Raw genomic sequence first — 17899 nt, forward strand, 5'->3', positions numbered from 1 at the left:
CTTAGCCTGTTGTGCCGCCGCCACCGGTTGCTGGTGGTAATTCCTCTGGCTCTTCAGGTGGGAGTTCTTCACCTGGTACGAGTGCATCATCAGGTATTTCTGCATCTCCAGGTTCCGTATTCACAACATCGTCAAAGTTAGTGTCGTCCTTCAACTCTTCAGAGACATCAACATAGGTTGGGTTGCCATCTTCGTTGACCGGAAAGTTGGGGTCAGCGGCTAACGTTGTGGCCAATGTTTTTGTCACGTTAGTGAGGTCAGAAGAATCTTTGTCGGGCTGTGCGATAAGCGCATCAGATAGGATAATTGTTGAAGCTTGTACGTTGGCTGAGGTTTGCTCATCCATGCTGGCTAGGGCTGTACTCGGGTCGCTGAGTAATTGGGATTTTTGCGTATCGGTTAAGTCTGTACCTGCAGGAAAGCTCTCTTCAAATACGGAGTCAATAATCTCATCTAACTCGGTATCTGGCTGTTCTTGCAAGCGTTTAGCAATTAGCGTGGTAAATGGGGTACCTGCAATAGGCTCTCCGGCAACGATGAGCGATCCAGGCACAGAGTATGCCACGTTAGGCATGGGTTTGCTGTTGCTTTCATCAATGGCTTCTTTACTACCAAAGTTAGGATCTTCTCTAAACGAGAAATCACACTGGGTAGGGTCTTCATCAAACAGAGGGAAGTTACCTTCACCAATGAGAATTTTACCCTCACCACCCGTTTCACCAATAAACACCTCAGGCTCACTGCCACACGTCATAAAGGTATCTAAATAGCGTACAGCACCGTCAAATGCTTGTACTGTGGTGTAACTTTCAGCCTCAACACTATTGTTGTTGTCACTGCCACATGCCACTAAAAGGGCACTACTGACAGCTAATGCGATTACTTTATATTTCACAGTCATCCTCCTGTGTGAAATAAGCGCTATCCATCCATTTTGGACAGCAAATTAAAATCAGGTTGTGTTGTTTTTAGCGCCAGTGGTAGATTGCCGCAATACCAAAATAGCTGATATCAGGGCCACCAATGTCGTTGTACCATGTATAGTCTAGTGCGCCAGACCAGTTTTTGTTGAATTCGTAAGCAAGTCCTGCTCCTAAATGAGGGGTCCATCCATTATCATTTGAATAAACACCTGAGCCATTGGCATTCCAGTCATACCATTGCGTGCCTAATTTGCCATAGATAGCCAGTTGCGGAGCCACATCGTAGGAAAATTTGGCGGTAAGATTGATGGTTTGCGCATCATAGCTACCGGAAACATTTTTTAAATCAGCTTCACCTAAGTTTTGGTAGCCGAACTCAAAAGCAAGCCATGGTAAAGTTTGTACGCCAGCAAACCCTCCCCAAGAAACATTTGAATCATCAATACCTGTTGCATTGGTCACGTCTGAGCCAAGACTGCCCCAACTGGTCATGCCTAAATTAATGCCACCATAAAAATGTGGCTCATGTGCATTGGTATCGGCGGCTATGGAGGCCGTTGATACTGCAAACATGAGTGAAGCAGCTAAACTTATTTTTTTCATCGGCTGAAATCCCTCTCAGTAAATGTTACTTAGAATGGTTAGCTTGGCTGTATGTTTATACCAAGAATAGTCTGTTTATCTTCCTAACCCATTGTTTAACAAAACGTTTGAATTGAGTAGACCTAAAGTGAAAAATGTTAATGAGTTGTTCGGTGGTGTGAGGTTAGTCATAATTTTATGCAAATGGAATACATAAGTTTTCATCTCTCGCTGTGATAAAGAGAGCTTATAGGAATGAATTGCGCAAGAATCGGGTTGAGCATTAACCCGTGAGCATTCACACTTTACTCAAGCAATATTTTGCTCTCTTTTTTCAGCACAGAAGGCGTATTATTTTGACTTTAACCAGCATGCTACGGCTCATCACTTTGGCCGCTATTTGGGGTGGCTCATTCCTATTTATGCGTATATCAGCAAACGCACTGGGACCGGCTTATTTAATTGAAGCAAGAGTCCTATTTGCGGCACTGAGTTTGTTGGCGGTGGCCACTTATTTAAAGAAACGTCTTGAGTTCGCTCGTTTTAAGCAACACTTTTTTATTATTGGTCTGTTTAACACGGCATTGCCATTTTTGTTATTCGCCTATGCAGCTCAAGTTCTTCCAGCATCCATACTGTCAATATTGAACTCTACGGCTGCCATTTGGGGGGCGGCGATCAGCATTGTATGTTCACGAACCTTGCCAACATTGAAAGTGGTACTTGGGTTGATCTGTGGTGTGATTGGTGTGTCAATTTTAGTTGGCTTTGATCGTGGTCACTTAGCATCAGGCTCAGAGTGGGCGATAGTGGCGGGGGTGATGGCAGCGTGTTGCTATGGCATCGCCAGTAACTATGCCAAGAGCGCGCCTAAAGTATCTTCGTTTGATAATGCTCACGGAAGCATGTGGGCGGCGTGTCTCATTATCTTGCCATTGCTGCCTTTTTTACCCATTAGAGAGATGCCTAATGTACAGATATCTATCTCCGTCATTTTGCTTGGTGTGGTATGTACAGGGCTGGCTTATTTACTCTATTTTCGTTTGATAGAAGATATTGGTCCTCCTTCTGCTTTGTCGGTGACGTTTTTAATTCCGCTGTTTGGTATTCTATGGGGGTATCTATTTTTAGATGAGCAAGTGGGTTGGAACACGGCATTTGGTGCGTTATTTGTTATTGGAGGCACTATGCTAGTCACAGGGTTCTCTGTGAAGAAGATGTTATTTACTAAGAGACAGGCATGAATATCAATCAACAACGTCATTATGAAACGGTAGAAAAAGCGATTGAATATATTCGTCAAAATATAGACCAACAGCCGAGTTTGGCCAAAGTGGCCCAACAGGTGCACCTTAGCGAATATCATCTGCAGCGGGTTTTTACCGAGTGGGCCGGCATTTCGCCAAAACGTTTTATGCAATCCATGACCAAAGAAAGGGCATTACAAGAATTAAAGACGTCACAGAATTTATTGCAAGTTGCGGACAATATTGGCTTATCGGGCACTGGTCGCCTACATGATTTATTGGTGTCTTGTGAGGCGATGACTCCTGGGGAGGCAAAAAACCTTGGGGCGCAATTGGTGATTTTCTTTGGCTGTGCTTATACCCCATTTGGTTATGCGGTTGTGGGATGGACAGAACGCGGCATCTGCTTTTTACAGTTTGTGGATAATGATACTAAAGAAACAGAAGCGATCTTAAAGCAGCAATGGCCTCTGGCAACGTTTACACCTGCGGATGCACAGGGGGTTGCTAATACGATATTTTCAGGTAATGGCAATAAGGTTCACCTGCTAGTGAAAGGCACTAACTTTCAAATAAAAGTATGGGAAGCATTAATGAAAAGCCAGTCAGGGCAATTATTTTCTTATTCGCAGATCGCCAATACAATAGGCTCGCCAAAGGCATCGAGGGCAGTGGGAAGCGCGGTGGCATCCAATACCATTGGCTTTTTGATCCCTTGTCATCGAGTGATTCGTGGTGATGGTGATGTGGGGCAGTTTCGTTGGGGAAGTGATAGAAAAGTGGCCATTCAGGGCTGGGAGGCGGCTCATCAGAGTGCAAGCTAATTTGTTGCAAAGTTGCTTTTAGAACAGGGTAAGCCCGATAGAGATCACCTCTCTATCGGACGGCATTATGAGGTTAGAAAATGAGGTGGGCGACACCGGCGATGACAGGTAAGGTGATCAAGGTACGTAAAATGAAGATGACAAAGAGCTCGCCGATATTTACTGGGATCTTACTGCCAAGCAGCAGAGCCCCCACTTCCGACATGTAAATTAATTGAGTGACTGACATTGCTGCAATCACAAAACGGGTCAGTTCGCTGTCAATGGAAGCGGCAAGAATGGCCGGAATGAACATATCGGCAAAACCTACAACTATGGTTTGGGAAGCAGCGGCGGCTTCAGGAATGGCCAATAATTCCAGATAGGGAACAAAAGGCTTTCCTAGAATAGCGAACACGGAAGTGTATTCAGCAATAACTAATGCAATTGTGCCCAGCCCCATCACCACTGGCAGTACGCCAAACACCATATCAACGGCGTTTTTAACCCCTTCAGAGATGACTTTTTTAAATGAGGTGACTTGTCCTGCTTTATGCAGAGCCAGATCCATGCCCCATGAAAATGTACTGTGGCCTTGTGGGATGGCATTGGCATCATGATTCGGTTTTGTCCCATCAATAAAGGTATCTTTTTTACGGCTAAGGGGGGGGAGGCGTGGAATGATGACTGCCGCGACAAATCCAGCCAAACAAATGGCGCCGTAGAAGGGAAGAAACAGGTGTTCTAGCTCTACCTGTGCAATCACGACCAAGCTAAAAGTAATGGAAACGGCCGAGAATGTGGTGCCGACGACCGCCGCTTCTCTTTGGGTATAAAATTTACTTTCGTATTGCTTGCTGGTGAGAAGAATACCGACACTGCCGTCACCTAACCAAGAGGCCATGCAGTCGATAGCAGAGCGTCCGGGTAGGTTAAACAAGGGGCGCATAATTTTACTCAGTAGAGTACCGAACAATTCAAGCAGGCCAAAATTGAGTAGTAAAGGGAGCAGTAGGCCGGCAAAAATGAATACGGAAAACAGAGTAGGCAATAAACCATCCAACACTAAGCCTCCGGTATTTTCCTCCCAAATCGCTTCTGGTCCAACTTGAAAGTAGGTCATAGTGACGGCGATACCACCAATGACACGTACCGCTAACCATAGTGGTGATGGTTTAAATAACCCGGTTAAGAAGTGGCTATTGGCGATAAATGGTGGCGTTTTTATTGCACAAGCAACCGAGGCCAGTGCCATGCTGGCAATGATGAATGTCACGATACCGATTAAGCTACTGTCTAATGCTGCTTGGAGCGTTTTTGCTAATACAGCGACGGGAATAGTGAGATTTCCGTCATAGCTGATAGGAGCCATAAACAGGAATAGCCCGAGGATGGATGGGATAAAAAACATCCAAAAATTGCCTTTCGTTGGCGGTGTAGAAGGTGTCGTGGTGTTGTTTGTATGCATGGGTTAACTCGCGTCTAACATCTTAATAATGACAGTGTGTTTTTTAGTCGCTATTACGCAACTGGTTTGTGAGCAAGGATACGGTATCTTGGAGTGGGATAGCAATCCTATTCAGTCATGATGTGTAATTATTCATGGGCATCCTCTCTGTTTGGGACATACCCCTGATTTTTATAATGAAAAATGTATTTTGCTGGCATGGATCTGCTGGCCAATCGTAAGGAATGAGGGGGAATGTCAACTCAGAATGGTGAGGGATGGAATGCTGTTTAATTAGAGCAAATAGTGCGGGGTGTAAAGTGCCATTCGCCGTGTAAGAGATCTCTTACAAAAGCGTAGGAAAACAATTAAATATTGAATGCGCAATATCCTTTTTGTTGTTATAAGTCGTTGATTTTAAATCATATATCGGATTTGCCTATAGGATAAAAGTAAAGTTAAATGTCATAATCCATTGTATACGGGGCTAAAAACAGCGAAACTTTAGTTGTCAGCAGGAAGCAGACATTTAAGGACTCTTCAGGATGAAGAACAACGACTAGGATGGCGTTGATAAGGATATTTGGACATTGTATGGACACAGAAGCTACTAGGATGGTAGTTTGCAACGGAACGCAATGGACACCTCTAGGATAGAGGAAGGAATAAACATCAGGACGATGTAAGGGACACCGCTCAAGGAATAAGTGAGTAATACCAGTAAGGATATTGGTCTGCCAGGATAAGGCATTGGACACCGCTAGGATGGCGAGTAAGGATTAAGCTTAGGATTAGCACACTATCATGGACTAGATGCATGGAGCATTTTTTAGTAGCCGGATTGCTGCAAGTAAAACAATAAACCCCGATGGGCTTTTAGCCCTCGGGGTTTTTCTTTGCCTATTGTTTTTTGTCCGTTGCCTTTACATACCAATCACACTAAGTAAGTGTTCAGAAATAGCGCTGGGAAAATGCTCGAAAACAAGGCGGAATTTTTCGATAAGTAGTGATTCTACAATCAAAAATTTTAATAATATGCGCAGGGCTTCTACTAGGGTAGATAAGTGCATAGGAGTGCATCCTATGCACAATATGAGCGGTTACGCTTGCTCTGTTTGGTAAATATGCACATCCCGTTGAGGGAATGGAATAGTAATGCCATTAGCATCAAACTGACGTTTCATCTCTTCTGTGACATCCCAGTACACATCCCAATAATCATCCGTTCTTACCCAAGGTCGCACGATAAGATCCACTGAAGACTCATTTAATGTATGTACTCGTACATTCATCTCTGGGTGTTTTAGCACTCGGTCATGATTTTCTAGCACTTTAATGGCTATTTGCTTAGCAAAATCAAAGTCATCGTCATAGCCAATGCCGAACACCATATCCACACGTCGCACTCGTTCAGAGGTCATATTATTAATGACATCTCCCCAAATTTTATTATTTGGAATGACTAATGTTTGGTTATCTAGCGTGCGAACAGTCGTAGACACTAAGCTCATGTGGCTGACTGTGCCTTGTATTCCCGCCACCTGAACCAAGTCTTTTACATCAAATGGGCGATAGATCAGAATCATTAATCCTGACGCAAAGTTAGACAAGGTATCTTGTAATGCAAAGCCAATAATGACCCCTGCCACACCAAAACCGGTCAAAAGCGGGCCTAGGTTGATACCAACTTGAGACAGAGCGATGAGCAAGCCAATAAAGGTGACGGCTTTTGACACTATGGAGATGAAGAAGTCTTGCATTAACACACTAAAGTCCATTTTTGAGTGCGAAACGCTTTTTTTCACAAGATTGGCGATGATTTTCGATAAAATTCGGGTGACCCATAAAATCGCTAAGAACACTAACAATTTGACCAGTAGCGATGGGGAGTTATCGAAGGCCCAATCTTTAAAAGAATCCAGCCATTGGCTGAACAGTCCCATAGCCACATTGACATCTAATACATCGGCGTTGATGTCGCCAGTCATTGCAAATAAGGTCTGTTTATAATCCGTTACGTCTAAGCCAAAATCCGACATTAGCGTGACGGTATTATTCATACTAGCCAGAAGAAAACGTTGTAACTGAGCCAATGCCACCACTTGTGTTTCTAGGTCGGGTTTATCGGCTTCCGTGGTGTAGGTCATGCGTTCATCAAGGGCTTTTTTGCGACTGTCTATGTAAATGACAATATCGTATAAAATTTGACTACGTTGTTGTAAGTCTTGTTTAAATCCACTGTCATCTAATTTTAGGTTTAAGGTTTTGGCCCAAGTAAAGGTAGTGGCGAGTTCAGTGTAATAGATATCAATACTACTGATGCGTTGTTGGGCGAGAAATTGAAATTCTGCTTTTTCCGCCCCACTGGCATTTCGTGCTTCTTTAAACAGTTGTTCTGACTGTTTATCAGCATGCACGATCAATGCTTGTAGCATAGTGGCTTGGGCTGGGATCAGTGTTTTTAGCCCTTCGCTATCGGGCGCTGTTGTCACTAAATTAGCGATGCTCTCTCTGAGAACCCCATTTTTACGTCTTAACACATCTTCTATAAATAAGGCTTCTTCTCCCGATGACGCTTCTATTTTAGTGATCTGAGCAGAAAACTGGCTCTGCTGTTGTAAGAGGTGATCCATTTCTGCAGCGGTTGCAACTTTAATAAAAGCCGTGCAGAGAAAAACAAGCAGTAATAATCCTTTACGCATGATGTGGTCTCTTAAAATGAGTTTAAAAATATAGGGTTAGAGAATATTTGGTATCTGGTTGAGTATAGTTAACAAAGGCAAATTTTGCTGACGGTAAAATGTAATTTCATGGATTTCTTGATTGTTATTTAATCTAAACTAGCATTTATTAACATAAATATAACATGGTTGTATCGAAGGGTTGCTCAGATAACCTGCCGAGCGTGTGCTTAAATCTTTAGGGTTGCGCATACCTGACTGTTGTCGCCAGATATGCATTGACGTTCAAATGTTCTGATGAGCTGGTTAGATTCCGGCCTCAACATTGGCTCACCAGGAGGGTGACACGCTAATGCGAGACCAAAACACGATTCAATCACATAACACTATGCCATTTTCAACCGCAGCTCCGTTGATGGAAAGAGTGCTGTTTGCTGAAAAAAAACGGTTTTCAAAAGCCCTGCAAGGGTGGGGAAATGTCGTGTGTCGGTTTGCGGTGTGTGTACTTTTTATTATGGGCAGTATTTCTCTCGCACAGGCTGAAACAGGCACTTCCTCTTTTAATACGACTCAAGGTGTAACTGAAATCAGTGGCAAGGTTTATCACTTGCATATGCTGATTTTTTATATTTGTGTTGCTATCGCCGTGGTGGTGTTTGGCGTGATGTTTTACTCCATTATTAAGCATCGTAAATCAAAAGGTGCGGTGGCAGCCAATTTTCATGAAAGCACCAAAGTGGAAATTATCTGGACGATTATCCCCATTGTTATTTTGATTGGTATGGCCATTCCCGCGACGAAAACCTTAATTGAGATGGAAGACACGAGTGAATCGGATCTGACCATTAAGATTACTGGCTCACAATGGAAATGGCATTATCGTTATTTTGAGCATGATGTGGCGTTTTTCAGTTATTTATCTACGAGTAATGAACAAATTACAGGGATAGATGAAAAAGGCGAACACTATCTGCTTGAAGTGGATAACCCACTCGTTTTGCCCATAGGTAAAAAAATCCGTTTTCTTATGACCTCTGATGATGTGATTCACTCATGGTGGGTGCCTGACTTTGCGGTGAAAAAAGATACCATTCCAGGGTTTATAAATGAAGCATGGACAAAAATAGATAAGCCGGGGATATACCGAGGTCAGTGTGCAGAGTTGTGTGGTCGTAATCACGGCTTTATGCCGATTGTGGTTAAGGCGGTGAGCAGTGACGAATTTGATGCTTGGGTGCAAAGTAAGGAGCAGGAAATTGCTGCGGCTAAAATTGAGCAACAACAAGCGTTACAAAAAACCTTGAGCATGGATGAACTTATGGTTTTAGGTAAAGAGGTGTATGAGGGGCGCTGTGCGGTATGCCATCAAAGTAATGGCTTAGGTGTAGCAAATGTATTTCCTGCAATGAAAGGAAGTGCAGTGGTTCTAGGGGAAGTAGGCACTCACATTGATATTATTATGAATGGGGTGAATGGCACTGCCATGCAGGCGTTTGCAACACAATTAACGGCAGAAGAAATAGCTGCGGTGGTGACGTATGAGCGTAATGCATGGGACAACAATACCGGTGACGTCGTGCAGGCATCTGACGTTAATGCGCAAATGAATCCGGAGGGTGACTGATGAAAGCGTACGACAAAACCTCTACCTATGAGAGTTCGGCGACCGATGATCTCACCGCTTCTGGTGAGCAAGGCGCGACTGTGAGTGAGCATGAACATCATGGGCCAGCAAAAGGCATCGCACGCTGGATTTACTCTACTAACCATAAAGATATTGGTACTTTGTATTTATGGTTTAGCTTGATCATGTTTTTTACCGGTGGTGCCATGGCTATGGTGATTCGCGCTGAACTCTTTCAGCCTGGGTTGCAATTAGTTGAGCCACAGTTTTTTAATCAAATGACCACAGTGCACGGCTTAGTGATGGTGTTTGGTGCGGTGATGCCTGCTTTTACGGGATTGGCAAACTGGATGATCCCTATGATGATTGGCGCGCCAGATATGGCGTTACCTAGGATGAATAATCTCAGTTTTTGGATTCTACCTTTTGCGTTTCTTATTTTATTAAGCTCGTTATTTATGCCCGGTGGTGGCCCTGATTTTGGTTGGACGTTTTATGCGCCGCTTTCTACCACTTACGGGCCTGATAGTACCGCGCTGTTTGTGTTCTCCATTCATATTATGGGGATCAGTTCCATCATGGGGGCGATTAATGTCATTGTGACCATTTTTAATATGCGTGCTCCCGGTATGAACTTTATGAAAATGCCGTTGTTTGTTTGGACTTGGCTTATCACCGCATTTTTGCTCATTGCTGTCATGCCTGTACTGGCTGGTGCTGTCACTATGGTACTGACGGATAAGTACTTTGGAACGAGCTTCTTTGACGCAGCAGGAGGGGGCGATCCGGTGATGTTCCAGCATATATTTTGGTTCTTTGGCCATCCTGAAGTTTATATTATGATCTTGCCCTCCTTTGGCATCATTTCAGCCATAGTTCCTGCTTTCAGTGGTAAAAAACTGTTTGGCTATCATTCTATGGTGTACGCCACTTGCTCCATTGCGCTGTTGTCATTTTTAGTCTGGGCGCATCATATGTTTACCACAGGAATGCCGGTGTTTGCCGAGCTGTTCTTTATGTATTGCACTATGTTAATTGCGGTGCCAACTGGGGTGAAGGTATTCAACTGGGTGGCGACAATGTGGCGAGGGGCCTTAACTTTTGAAACGCCCATGTTATTTGCTATCGCCTTTATTGTACTGTTCACCATTGGCGGGTTTTCCGGTTTGATGTTAGCCATTGTTCCGGCGGATTTTCAGTATCATGATACTTACTTTGTGGTGGCGCACTTTCATTATGTGTTGGTGTCTGGTGCGGTATTTTCCATTATGGCTGCCGCCTATTATTGGTTACCAAAGTGGACGGGCAATATGTACAACCAACGCCTTAGCCTAGTGCACTTTTGGACTTCTATCATCTCGGTCAATGTGTTGTTTTTTCCGATGCATTTCTTGGGGTTAGCGGGTATGCCAAGGCGAATACCCGATTACGCTATCCAGTTTGCCGATGTGAACCAAATTGTCTCTATAGGAGGGTTTGCCTTTGGCTTATCTCAGCTTATTTTCTTATGGGTGGTGATCAAATGTATTCGAGGAGGGGAAAAAGCGCCCGCTAAGCCGTGGCAGCGTGCAGAAGGATTAGAGTGGACTGTGCCTAGCCCCGCACCTCATCATACATTTTCGACGCCCCCTAAAGTGGATTAACGCATTATGGGCAAGGGAATGTCGAATCAAAAACTCACTCTGGTACTGTGCGGCGCCACCTTAGCCATGTTTGGTTTTGGTTTTGCCTTGGTGCCTTTGTACGACATTTTGTGTGAGCAATTAGGTATTAACGGTAAAACGTCTACGGTGGCGGCCGTTCCCCCTACAGCGATGCAAGTGGATAAATCCCGAACCATTAAGGTGGAGTTTGTGTCGCATATTTCTGCTGGTTTGCCCATTGCTTTTGAGCCACAAAGTAAGGTGATAAAAGTTCATCCTGGGGAGGTGGTTCGCACCGCCTATATTGCCACTAATCATTCTCAATCAGCGCTGGTAGCACAAGCTGTGCCATCGGTAACACCCGGTTTGGGCGCGACCCATTTTAATAAAATAGAGTGTTTTTGTTTTAATCAGCAACCCTTAAAGGCTAAGCAACAAGCTGAGCTCCCTTTGCTATTTTATGTAGAACACGATCTGCCCGATTCCATACATACACTAACGTTGTCTTATACCCTTTATGACATCAGCGATAGTGTGGATAACACCAATGAAACATTCGCCTCCTCTGCCGTACCGGAGTATGAAATGCAAGGAGATGCACTATGAACGACAAGCCGTCAACGTATTATGTTCCCGCACAAAGTCAGTGGCCGTTAATTGCAGCATTCGCTCTGTTTTTTATTGCCGTAGGCGCCGGTATGACAGTGCAGACTATGGATGAAAAAGGAGGCGTGGGCCCTTGGTTATTGGGGCTTGGGTTTATTGGTTTGCTGGTGGTGCTTGCAGGGTGGTTTAGCAACGTGGTTCAAGAATCATTGGCGGGATATTACAGCGAGCAGATCACACGATCTTTTAAACAAGGGATGAGTTGGTTTATTTTCTCTGAGGTGATGTTTTTTGGTGCCTTTTTTGGTGCTTTATTCTACGCCAGAATGTTTTCCGTCCCTTGGTTAGGCGGAGCCGATAATAACGTGATGACTCATGAAGTGCTTTGGCCATCTTTTGAAGCTATGTGGCCTCTCACGGAAACGCCGGCAGGGGTGACAACTCAAGCGATGGGGTGGCAGGGATTACCGCTAAAAAACACCGTTATTTTACTGTTATCCTCGGTCACTCTACATATGGCTCATGTCAGCCTTGAGCAAAACAAGCGTATGGCGTTGGTTGTGTGGCTTGAGTTGACCATTGTACTGGCAGGTTTTTTCCTGTTTTATCAAGCCGAAGAGTATATCCATGCTTACCAAGATATGGGGCTCACATTGCAATCTGGCATTTATGGCAACACCTTCTTTTTGCTTACTGGTTTTCATGGAATGCATGTTTTTATTGGCACACTCTTTCTGATTATATTGCTCTTTAGAATTAGCAAAGATCATTTTTCAGCCCACAATCATTTCGCTTTTCAGGCGGGCAGTTGGTATTGGCATTTTGTGGATGTGGTGTGGTTGTGTTTGTTCATATTTGTGTATGTGCTGTAGAAACGGGCTTTGTAAGGCGCAGAACCGTTTACTTAATATGGCCTTTGGTTGGGGATAATCCAGCCTAGTTTTAATGCCAGGATCAGAAACAAGATAACCACCGCAGAGAGGACAACACGACGCCCTAAATAGCGAGTCATGGCAGTGGGATTATCGGGTTTTTCACGCACCATGTTCACCAGAGCAAGGGCAAGATTAAATACGATAAACAGCAAACACAGGATGATGATTGATTTGAATAGTAGTGGTGCCATCAGATCCTCTAAGTCTTCTTATAAAGTTCTTGGGGTAAAAGCATTTTGGATAGTAGCGACGGTATTAACTGTGGCTCTGTTTGTGGTTTTGGTCAAATTAGGTTTTTGGCAACTTTCGCGAGGAGAGGAAAAGCAGCACTTAGAGCAGCAATTGCTGACAAGAGATCAAATGCCGGCGTTGTCTATTGAGCAAGTGGTCAGTTTTGCCGCGCAATCGAATGTGACGGGATACCCTTTAACAGTGGCTGTGACTGCGCAATCACAACCTTTAATTTATTTAGATAATGTCACTCATGATAGCAAGGTAGGTTATCGGGTACTGCAACCGATGAGTGTCAGTGTAGAGGGTGAAAGTAGACTATTGTTGGTTGAATTAGGTTTTATTAATGCAGCTGTAACACGAGATACATTACCTGCTGTCACTGCCATCAACAGTCAGGAACAGCAAACCTTTAGTGGCAGGGTGTACCAAAAAAGTGCCAACCCCCTCAGCCATGATGTGATGGCAGAGCAGATGGCCACCTCTATTCGTATTCAGAATCTGAATTTACAGCAATTGGCGGTGATTTTAGAGAAGCCATTATTGGGTTTTGTTTTTCAGCCTAGCGTTATACCAGATAGTGATCTACCTATGCTTTGGTCCCCTTACCCAATGACGTCACAGAAGCATTTTGGCTATGCATTGCAGTGGTTTTCCATGGCGATAGTGTATGCGGTGCTGGTGATTTTGTTTGTCTTAAGAAAGAGAAAAGTTAAGGAATGACTATGCTCAAAAACACATTAGGAACTCGGCAAGGCCAAACGATTTACCAGCAACAAAAGCAAGGGCGTTTGAAGCTGCTAGCTCTATTGTTCATCTTTGCCGTTCCCGTTATTGCCGCGCATTTAATTCTCAATCAAGGGTGGTATCAATCTGGAGTGACTAATAAGGGCATACTCATTGAGCCTAGGTTTACTTTTACTGATGCGGGGTTAGTTAATCCCGTGAGCGAAAGGTGGCAGTTGGCGTTTATTGTGCCAGAGCAATGTGATGCCCTGTGTGAGCAAAGGTGGCATTTATTGAATCAAAGCTATATTGCTTTGGGCGCTTACAGTGAGCGGGTAGTGATTACTTTGCTCGTTTCAGAAATCTCGGATAGTGCTTGGCTGGCGAAAAATAGGCAAGATCAACCCATCTTGATGTTTGATCAATCCTCCGTGCCAGTTAAGGCACAGGACTATTTATTGGTTGATCCTTTAGGTCAATGGGTGATGCGATACCCTGAGGTTAATGATGTTAATTTGGTGTCGCAGAACAAAGGTTTAATTGCTGATGTTCGGAAAATATTAAAGCTCTCCAGAGTGGGGTAGGTAAGGTATGCAAGGATGCATTTCAGTAAAGAGATTAACTTGGGTTGCATTAGCCATGACTTTACTGGTGATTGCATTGGGTGCGTATACCCGTCTTGCAGATGCGGGGCTAGGTTGCCCTGATTGGCCTGGATGTTATGGGAAAATTGCTGTCCCCATGCAGGCAGAAGAGATAGCGCAAGCGCAGCAACGTTTTCCTGAAAGAGTGTTAGAAGTAGAGAAAGCTTGGCTGGAAATGATTCATCGTTACTTTGCAGGTACATTGGGCTTAGTCGTGTTCGCACTTTCTTTTTTGCTTTGGAAAAACTCAGTTACGTCTAAAGTGTTGCCGGTGGTATTAAGTGGCGTGATCATCGCTCAAGCCGCCCTTGGCATGTGGACAGTGACGTTAAAGTTGATGCCTGCGATTGTGATGCTTCATTTACTTGGAGGGTTTACGTTATTTAGTTTATTGACTCTCTTACAGTGCCATTTAAGAAGCGCTTCTCTGGCGTGTAGCCAACTTCCCCACTCTACTTTGCGATCGGTGCGCGGGATTGCTGTTTGCGCCACCTTAGTGTTAGTTGTGCAAATCATGCTTGGTGGCTGGACATCTGCCAATTATGCGGCGTTGATGTGCTCATCCTTACCCATCTGTGAGGGAGAGTGGCAAAACCATTTGGATTTTTACAATGGTTTTAACTTGGTGCAAACAGGCTTTGATAATTACGAGTTTGGAGTATTGGATTATAGCGCTCGAATGACAATCCACGTGACTCATCGAGTGGGTGCCATGGTGACGAGTATAGCCTTACTCGCATTGATAGTTCAGCTGTGGCGAACTTCGTTAATAGCCGCAAGAGGTTACGCAACGGCGATAGGAATTGGGCTTATCATTCAGTTAGGTTTGGGAATGGCTAATGTCGTGTTTCATCTACCTTTGCTGAATGCAGTGATGCATAACTTAGGCGCGGCGTTGTTGTTGGTTACCTTAGTCGCAACACAGTATTTTTTATGGATGAAAGTGAGCGCGTTACGTGCACGTACTCATGAAGCTGAAAGGGAGTATTTGCTATGAGTCACCTTGTTGGTACACAAACACGAGTTAGCCAAAAAAGTGCGTTGTATAGCTACTATCAGCTAACAAAGCCGAAAGTGGTGGCGCTGATGTTGTTAACCGCTGTGGTAGGGATGTGCTTGGCTATGCCCGGCGCTTTGCCATTACAGCAATCATTGTTCGCCTTGTTAGGCATAGGGTTTATGGCAGGTTCTGCCGCCGCATTTAATCACCTTATTGACCAACGCATTGATGCTATTATGGCACGCACCTACAAACGACCTCTTCCATCTGGCGAACTCTCTTCTTCTCGAGTATTTATCTTTGCCACGGCTATTGGTATGGCTGGTTTTGCTGTCTTATGGTTGGGGGTGAATACGCTAACAGCACTATTAACTTTTGCCAGTCTGTTAGGTTATGCGGTGATTTATACGATGTACCTGAAAAGAGCCACTCCACAGAACATTGTGATTGCCGGTATTGCTGGGGCGATGCCACCATTGCTTGGCTGGGTTGCTGTCACTGGAGAGTTGCATGCTAACGCATGGTTATTGGTGATGATTATCTTCATTTGGACCCCACCCCACTTTTGGGCGTTAGCCATTCATCGCAAAGAGGACTATGCCAAGGCTGACATCCCAATGTTGCCTGTTACACACGGCGTCTCATACACAAAAACTAGCATCTTACTGTATACCATTTTATTGGCAGTAGTCTGTGCAATGCCTGCTGTTGTGGGTATGAGTGGCCAGATATACCTTGCCAGTTCAACGATATTAAGTGCAGGCTTTATCTACCATGCATGGAAGCTAAAATACAAATCCGACAACAAACAAGCCATGACCACATTCAAGTTCTCCATCTATCATTTGATGCTACTATTTATAGCCCTATTAATAGACCATTACCTATGATCCCCCCCACTAAAAAAAGCCGACTCTTAAGTCTAGCGACTCTTAAGTCTAGCGACTCTTAAGTCTAGCGACTCTTAAGTCTAGCGACTCTTAAGTCTAGCGACTCTTAAGTCTAGCGACTCTTAAGTCTAGCCACCCATAGTTATCTCTTATTAAGCATCTCAATAGGTATTTTTATTCCATCATCGAACAATTTGTTGCTTGTGAAGAGAAAAAGGCGCAAAGAGGGACGGTTTACTAGAAATGAGTGTGGGAAACTTAAAAAATAAGCATGCTCAATCTACCAATGAGCTAGTTGGTATCAATCTTTAATAAAATACGTACTACAGGGCCATTAACTGTGCTTCAGATGCTGACAACATCTAGAAAAATGCCGTCGTCGTTTTTCTAAATGTTCACAATAGGAAGTCATCTCTTCTAGTGTCCCGACGGGGCCATGGAATAAATGGCCAAACTCTACTATCAGTTTCAGCCACGTCTCTTGAGAAAGGTTCATTTTTTCAAGAAGTGACGGATGAGCATCATCCAAACTGCCTCGCTTATCATTACGAATAATCCGTCCGGTTTCATTCACTAAACTGAGATAATCAGATAATGAAAAGTGAATCCCTTTATCTTGATGTTGCTGCTCATTTCCGACAAAGGGTAACAAGGTTTTAGGTTGCTCACCTTTTATTGCAGCTCGTATGCGCAGTTGAATGCTGGTGTGGTTTGATTGCTCAACCGTTGTGGCCATTTTCGCTCTAATGGGGTTTAAATCCACGTAGGCCATGCAGGTTAATAGAGCCGTCTCATCAAGTAGGGCTTGTGATTTAAAGCGCCCCTCCCAAAAGCGGCCAGTGCAGTTATCTTCTTGATTTGCTTGCCGCGCTATAGGCTCATTCAAACAACGCATAAACCAACTAATGTCACACAAGCGGCTACGGTAAGTGGCGATGGCGTGTTTGAGTTGGGGGAGTTCAAACGCTTCGACTAGGTCACCTTGGACAAATTTATGCGTTAAGGCATCGCCTTTAAAACACTTATGCCACTGCTCAAGGACTTCTTTATCACTCCAATTGTTCGCTTTATCGATATCAATGCGTAACACCACATGTAAATGGTTGGACATTATGGCAAAAGCGGCCACATCAATGGCAAATACGGTGGCTAGTTTGGTCAGCAGTGCCTCAACCCAACCTCGGCGATGGTCGTAGTTTTTACCAGAATATGAATCGTGACCACAGAGGAAAGCACGCCTGACAACACGGCTACAACAGTGGTAGTAGGGCGTATCTTCAATACTAATTTGAGTTCTGCGAGGGCATGGCATAAACGTACTCCAGCATTGGTGACTGAAATGAGTTTAGTTGAGGATAGGGGTTCTTGCTATTTACTATGGGTGGCTTGGTTGAGGGGGAGGATTCTGGGAAATAAAATTATGTTTCATTTTTATTTGAAATAGGGTTTCAAAAATTGCTATAGTACTCTGTATCAACGCTGTACATGCTTTTTTGGGCATGTGGTTTGGTATAAGAGGCATACTTATCAGGTAGGGGGTATCTGTCGTGAGTATGTATAGTCAATGCGTGAGCTTGAGATAGAATTCATATGTAGAGAGCAGTGGCTTGTAACAAAGCACAAGTGCTTAATATTGATAATAGATGAATCATAGAGCGAGCCGAGCATTAACTTGTGTATGTATTCAGGGTTGCTTGAGGTGGCTGAGATTAACACGCTCTTAGTGTCGGCATTTCAAGTTAGATAAGCGAGTTTATCATGGCTCTTAATGACACGTGATGACTATGTAAAAGAACACTGGGCAGAGTATTGCCACGCTATGGAATGATGTAACTTAGTCGTGTGCGAGCAAGGTAACATAAGCCATGTTATCTTCAGCCCAATACTTAATATAAAAATAATTACAGTTTACTGTAG

General features: G+C 44.0%; 15 protein-coding genes and 1 pseudogene. 10 read left to right on the plus strand and 6 right to left on the minus strand.

The window, feature by feature from the left end; all coding sequences use genetic code 11:
* Position 1: 1 nt before the first annotated feature.
* Both OCU56_RS16610 and OCU56_RS16615 read right to left on the minus strand, forming a co-directional pair.
* Positions 2-895: a hypothetical protein gene (locus OCU56_RS16610; protein ID WP_261875049.1), complete on the minus strand. Its 894-nt coding sequence runs from the start codon at positions 893-895 to the stop codon at positions 2-4.
* Between the two features lie 73 nt (positions 896-968).
* Positions 969-1526 carry an outer membrane beta-barrel protein gene (locus OCU56_RS16615; protein WP_261875050.1) on the minus strand — a complete coding sequence of 186 codons (558 nt, stop codon included), beginning with the start codon at positions 1524-1526 and terminating at the stop codon, positions 969-971.
* A gap of 350 nt (positions 1527-1876) precedes the next feature.
* Here OCU56_RS16615 and OCU56_RS16620 point away from each other — a divergent pair, with 350 nt between their 5' ends.
* Both OCU56_RS16620 and OCU56_RS16625 read left to right on the plus strand, forming a co-directional pair.
* Positions 1877-2749 carry a DMT family transporter gene (locus OCU56_RS16620; RefSeq protein ID WP_261875593.1) on the plus strand — a complete coding sequence of 291 codons (873 nt, stop codon included), beginning with the start codon at positions 1877-1879 and terminating at the stop codon, positions 2747-2749.
* A complete protein-coding gene (locus OCU56_RS16625) occupies positions 2746-3576 on the plus strand; it encodes a methylated-DNA--[protein]-cysteine S-methyltransferase (RefSeq protein ID WP_261875051.1) in 831 nt (276 codons plus the stop codon). The genes OCU56_RS16620 and OCU56_RS16625 overlap by 4 nt, the downstream gene beginning before the upstream one ends.
* 73 nt (positions 3577-3649) lie before the next feature.
* On the opposite strand, the gene OCU56_RS16630 is transcribed toward OCU56_RS16625, so the two are convergent.
* Positions 3650-5023 (minus strand): YjiH family protein, encoded by a 1374-nt coding sequence (locus tag OCU56_RS16630; protein WP_261875052.1) that lies wholly within the window; start codon positions 5021-5023, stop codon positions 3650-3652.
* 1079 nt (positions 5024-6102) lie between these two features.
* Positions 6103-7704 carry a mechanosensitive ion channel family protein gene (locus OCU56_RS16635; protein WP_261875053.1) on the minus strand — a complete coding sequence of 534 codons (1602 nt, stop codon included), beginning with the start codon at positions 7702-7704 and terminating at the stop codon, positions 6103-6105.
* Positions 7705-8197: 493 nt separating this feature from the next.
* On the opposite strand from OCU56_RS16635, the gene coxB reads away from it, so the two are divergent.
* The 4 genes and pseudogenes from coxB to OCU56_RS16655 all read left to right on the plus strand — a co-directional run bounded on the left by coxB (position 8198) and on the right by OCU56_RS16655 (position 12428).
* Positions 8198-9307 (plus strand): cytochrome c oxidase subunit II, encoded by a 1110-nt coding sequence (gene coxB / locus OCU56_RS16640; protein ID WP_261875594.1) that lies wholly within the window; start codon positions 8198-8200, stop codon positions 9305-9307.
* An 89-nt stretch (positions 9308-9396) separates the two neighbouring features.
* A pseudogene (gene ctaD / locus OCU56_RS16645) lies at positions 9397-10950 on the plus strand (cytochrome c oxidase subunit I); the annotation flags it as partial.
* An 18-nt stretch (positions 10951-10968) separates the two neighbouring features.
* Positions 10969-11556: a cytochrome c oxidase assembly protein gene (locus tag OCU56_RS16650; RefSeq protein ID WP_261875055.1), complete on the plus strand. Its 588-nt coding sequence runs from the start codon at positions 10969-10971 to the stop codon at positions 11554-11556.
* Positions 11553-12428: a cytochrome c oxidase subunit 3 gene (locus OCU56_RS16655; protein ID WP_261875056.1), complete on the plus strand. Its 876-nt coding sequence runs from the start codon at positions 11553-11555 to the stop codon at positions 12426-12428. Before OCU56_RS16650 ends, OCU56_RS16655 begins: the two co-directional genes overlap by 4 nt.
* Positions 12429-12460: 32 nt before the next feature.
* Here OCU56_RS16655 and OCU56_RS16660 read toward each other — a convergent pair whose 3' ends face one another.
* Positions 12461-12682 carry a DUF2909 domain-containing protein gene (locus tag OCU56_RS16660; RefSeq protein ID WP_261875057.1) on the minus strand — a complete coding sequence of 74 codons (222 nt, stop codon included), beginning with the start codon at positions 12680-12682 and terminating at the stop codon, positions 12461-12463.
* Here OCU56_RS16660 and OCU56_RS16665 point away from each other — a divergent pair.
* Genes OCU56_RS16665 through cyoE form a run of 4 tightly spaced genes read left to right on the plus strand, consistent with a single transcriptional unit; the run spans position 12654 to position 15982 of the window.
* Positions 12654-13445 carry an SURF1 family protein gene (locus OCU56_RS16665; RefSeq protein WP_261875595.1) on the plus strand — a complete coding sequence of 264 codons (792 nt, stop codon included), beginning with the start codon at positions 12654-12656 and terminating at the stop codon, positions 13443-13445. The genes OCU56_RS16660 and OCU56_RS16665 overlap by 29 nt on opposite strands.
* 2 nt (positions 13446-13447) lie before the next feature.
* A complete protein-coding gene (locus OCU56_RS16670) occupies positions 13448-14032 on the plus strand; it encodes a hypothetical protein (protein ID WP_261875058.1) in 585 nt (194 codons plus the stop codon).
* Positions 14033-14039: 7 nt separating this feature from the next.
* Positions 14040-15089: a COX15/CtaA family protein gene (locus tag OCU56_RS16675; RefSeq protein WP_261875059.1), complete on the plus strand. Its 1050-nt coding sequence runs from the start codon at positions 14040-14042 to the stop codon at positions 15087-15089.
* Positions 15086-15982 (plus strand): heme o synthase, encoded by an 897-nt coding sequence (gene cyoE / locus OCU56_RS16680; RefSeq protein WP_261875060.1) that lies wholly within the window; start codon positions 15086-15088, stop codon positions 15980-15982. The genes OCU56_RS16675 and cyoE overlap by 4 nt, the downstream gene beginning before the upstream one ends.
* Positions 15983-16316: 334 nt before the next feature.
* On the opposite strand, the gene OCU56_RS16685 is transcribed toward cyoE, so the two are convergent.
* Complete coding sequence (locus OCU56_RS16685) at positions 16317-17294, minus strand: transposase (protein ID WP_261875061.1); 978 nt, start codon at positions 17292-17294, stop codon at positions 16317-16319.
* Between the last annotated feature and the right edge of the window lie 605 nt (positions 17295-17899).

It is taken from the genome of Vibrio rarus (assembly GCF_024347075.1).
GTDB classification, from domain to species: domain Bacteria; phylum Pseudomonadota; class Gammaproteobacteria; order Enterobacterales; family Vibrionaceae; genus Vibrio; species Vibrio rarus.